Origin of the sequence: Promineifilum sp. (SeqCode), assembly GCF_041918635.1 — a bacterium.
In the GTDB taxonomy this organism is placed as follows: Bacteria; Chloroflexota; Anaerolineae; order Promineifilales; family Promineifilaceae; genus Promineifilum.
Genome location: NZ_JAYRVJ010000633.1, coordinates 1 through 2,911 on the forward strand (window position 1 = coordinate 1; position 2,911 = coordinate 2,911).

At 66.5% G+C, this 2,911-nt stretch carries 3 protein-coding genes and 1 pseudogene; 3 read left to right on the forward strand and 1 reads right to left on the reverse strand.

Translation table 11 applies throughout. From position 1 onward, the window contains the following. The 3 genes from acpS to ACE3UY_RS18580 form a co-directional block, all read left to right on the forward strand. Positions 1-406: holo-ACP synthase (gene acpS / locus ACE3UY_RS18570; RefSeq protein ID WP_374688973.1), on the forward strand; the 406-nt coding region annotated here is incomplete at its 5' end. Further along, positions 406-1,341: a PIG-L deacetylase family protein gene (locus ACE3UY_RS18575; protein ID WP_374688974.1), complete on the forward strand. Its 936-nt coding sequence runs from the start codon at positions 406-408 to the stop codon at positions 1,339-1,341. The genes acpS and ACE3UY_RS18575, both read left to right, overlap by 1 nt. Further along, positions 1,338-2,282: an alpha/beta hydrolase gene (locus ACE3UY_RS18580; RefSeq protein WP_374688975.1), complete on the forward strand. Its 945-nt coding sequence runs from the start codon at positions 1,338-1,340 to the stop codon at positions 2,280-2,282. Before ACE3UY_RS18575 ends, ACE3UY_RS18580 begins: the two co-directional genes overlap by 4 nt. A 116-nt stretch (positions 2,283-2,398) precedes the next feature. Here ACE3UY_RS18580 and ACE3UY_RS18585 read toward each other — a convergent pair. After that, positions 2,399-2,911, reverse strand: a pseudogene (locus ACE3UY_RS18585) (ATPase); the annotation flags it as partial.

The following is a 2,911-nucleotide window of genomic DNA, read 5'->3' on the forward strand; positions in this document are numbered from 1 at the left end:
CGCTCTGATGCTGGCGACCGGCGTGGACCTGATCGAGGTCGAGCGGCTGCGGCGCGGCATCTCGCGCCACGGCCAGCGCTTCTGCGACCGCTTCTTCACGCCCCGGGAGCAGGAGCAGTGCGGCGGCCGGGCGACCAGCCTGGCCGGGCGCTTCGCCGTGAAGGAGGCGGTCGGTAAGGCGTTGGGCACGGGCATCGGCGACGTGGGCTGGAAGGACATCGAAATCCTCAGCGACGAGCGTGGCCGGCCCTACCTGACACTCCATGCCACGGCCGAACGGCTGGCCGCCGAGCGCGGCCTGCGCCACTGGGCCATTAGCCTGTCCCATACCGGAACTCACGCCATCGGCTTCGCCGTAGCCCTTGCCGCGCCCCCGGATGAACCCATTTTGACGGAGGCTTCTTGATGAATGGTTCGCATCCCGGCGCGCCGCGCCCTGCCGGTCGTCGTCTCCTGGCCGTCCTGGCCCACCCCGACGATGAATCATTTGGCATGGGCGGCACGCTGGCCCGCTACGCCGACGAGGGCGTGGAGGTGCACATCGCCATCGCCACCGATGGCGTGGCTGGCTCTGTGGCGACGGGCTACGAACACACGCTCCAGGAGTTGGCCGAGGTTCGCCGTCGCGAGTTGGACACAGCCATAGCCATTCTGGGCGGCACGCTGCACAACCTCGGCTATCGCGACTCCGGCTACATCGGCGACCCGGCCAACCAGCATCCCGAAGCGTTCATCAACTCTGATGAGCATGAGGCGGTCGGGAGCGTGGTGCGCCTGATACGCGAGATACGGCCGCAGGTTGTCATCACCCATGACGAGACGGGCGGCTATTATCACCCCGACCACATCCACTGTTGGAAGATCACCGTCGCCGCTTTCCAGGCCGCGCCTGACCCTGCCCAATACCCGGAGATCGGCCCCGCGCCCTATCAGCCGCAGCGCCTCTACTACACGGCCTTCTCCAACCGAATGGTGAAACTCTTCACGATGCTGATGCGCTTACGCGGCCAGGACCCCAAGCGCGCCGGCCGCAACAAGGACATCGACTGGACCCGGATCGGCATCGAACCGCGCCGGCTGCATGCCCACATCGACTACCGGCGCTACTGGGACGTTAAGCGCGCCGCCGGCGCGGCCCACCCCAGCCAGGGCGGTGGCCCAACGCGCAGCCGGATGCTGCCCGAGTCGTTGCAGCGCCGCCTGATGGCGACCGAAACCTACATCCGCGCCTACCCGCCCGTGAGCGATGGCTACCGCGAGCGCGACCTCTTCGCGGGCGTACTGATCGAGACCGAGGCCGATGTCCCGGCCCCCGGCTACAACGAGGACGACAACCTATGACCTTCAAGCGTGTGATGAAATTTCTGGGGCTATTGTTCGGATTTCTGGCGGGAGTGACCGCCGTCATCGTGGCCTGGTTCACGCGACGCATGGTGGCCCCCGCGCGCCAGCCGCTCTGGGCGACGCCGTCGGAGATGGGGCTGGCGTTCGAGAACGTACAGTTTCCGGCCAAAGACGGCGTGCGCCTGTCGGGCTGGTTCATTCCCGCCGCGGGAAGCGAGCGGGGCGGGGCGAGCATCATCCTCGTTCACGGCTGGGCCTGGAACCGGTTGGGCGACGCGGCGGGCGACCTGCTGGCCGATCTGTCGGGCATGACGCCGGTCGAGTTGCTGCGCCTGGCCCACGCCCTGCACTACGAAGGCTATCACGTGCTGATGTTCGATCTGCGCAACCACGGCGAAAGCGCCGCGCAGCCGCCGGTGACGTTTGGGTTGACCGAGGCCAACGATCTGTTGGGGGCCATCGCCTACATGGAGACCCGGCCGGAAGTGAACGCCAAGCGGCTGGGCGTTATTGGCTTCTCGATGGGCGCGAACGCGCTGCTCTACGCCTTGCCGCAGACCATCGCCGTCTGCGCCGCCATCGCCGTGCAGCCGACCACCATCTCCTCCTTTGCTGAAGCGTATGCTACCGATCTGATGGGGCTGCCGGGCCGGGTGATCCTGCCCCTGGTGGAAGCCGCCTACACGGCTATCAGCGGCGTGCGCCTGACCGCGCTCCAACCCGCTTTCGCCGCCGCCGGGGCCGGCGCGACGCCGGTGCTGTTCATCCAGTGCAAAGAGGATCCGTGGGGCAGCATGGAGGATGCGAACCGTCTGGCCGCGGCCACGCCGCTGGGCGAGGGGCCGCTCTACGTGGACGGCAGCCACCACTATCAGGGCTACCAATACCTCGTCGAGAACCCCCGCATCGCCGTCGCCTACTTCGAGCAGTATTTCTAAAGAGCATCCACAGATTTCACAGATGTACTGTTGGTCATTGGTGGTTGGTCGCTGATGACTAACTACCAACCACCAACGACTACTACCCCAATCTGTGAAATCTGTGGATTCCCTTCTTACGTCGGCGCTTTGTCGAGGGGGGGCAGGACGGCCAGGAAGTCGTGGCCGAACCGCTCGGCGTAGCTGCCGATCAGCCACTCCACTCGCTCCGCGTCGGGCGAAGCGACGACCAGCCCGGCGTGGTGCTTCTTGTCCACACGGTAGACCACCTCCGGGTCGTTGTAACCGGAGAGGTCAGGCCACTCCTGCCGCGCCAGACAGACCAGGATGCCGGCGTATTCCTCGCGGACTGGCGCGACCTCATAGGGTTGCCCCTGGGCGTAGGCGATCTCCATCCGCGCCCACTCCGCCCACAGGTTGAGCCCGCTGGCCGCTTCCACCAGTTGCTCGATATTCGCGCCGCCGACGCGGGCCGCCACCTCCAAAAAGTAGTAGCGTCCGTCCTCGCCGCGAATGAACTCGGCGTGGGTCGCGCCGCGCTCCAATCCGAAGGCGCGCAGCAGACGCTCGTTCACGTCCAGAATGGCTTGCGCCTCGTCCGTCCAGCGGGGTAGGGTGCGTGAGACGAA

Coding starts and splice junctions, on each gene's coding strand:
- ACE3UY_RS18580 (WP_374688975.1), top strand. CDS start 1,338: ATGACCTTCAAGCGTGTGATGAAATTTCTGGGGCTATTGTTCGGATTT.
- ACE3UY_RS18575 (WP_374688974.1), top strand. CDS start 406: ATGAATGGTTCGCATCCCGGCGCGCCGCGCCCTGCCGGTCGTCGTCTC.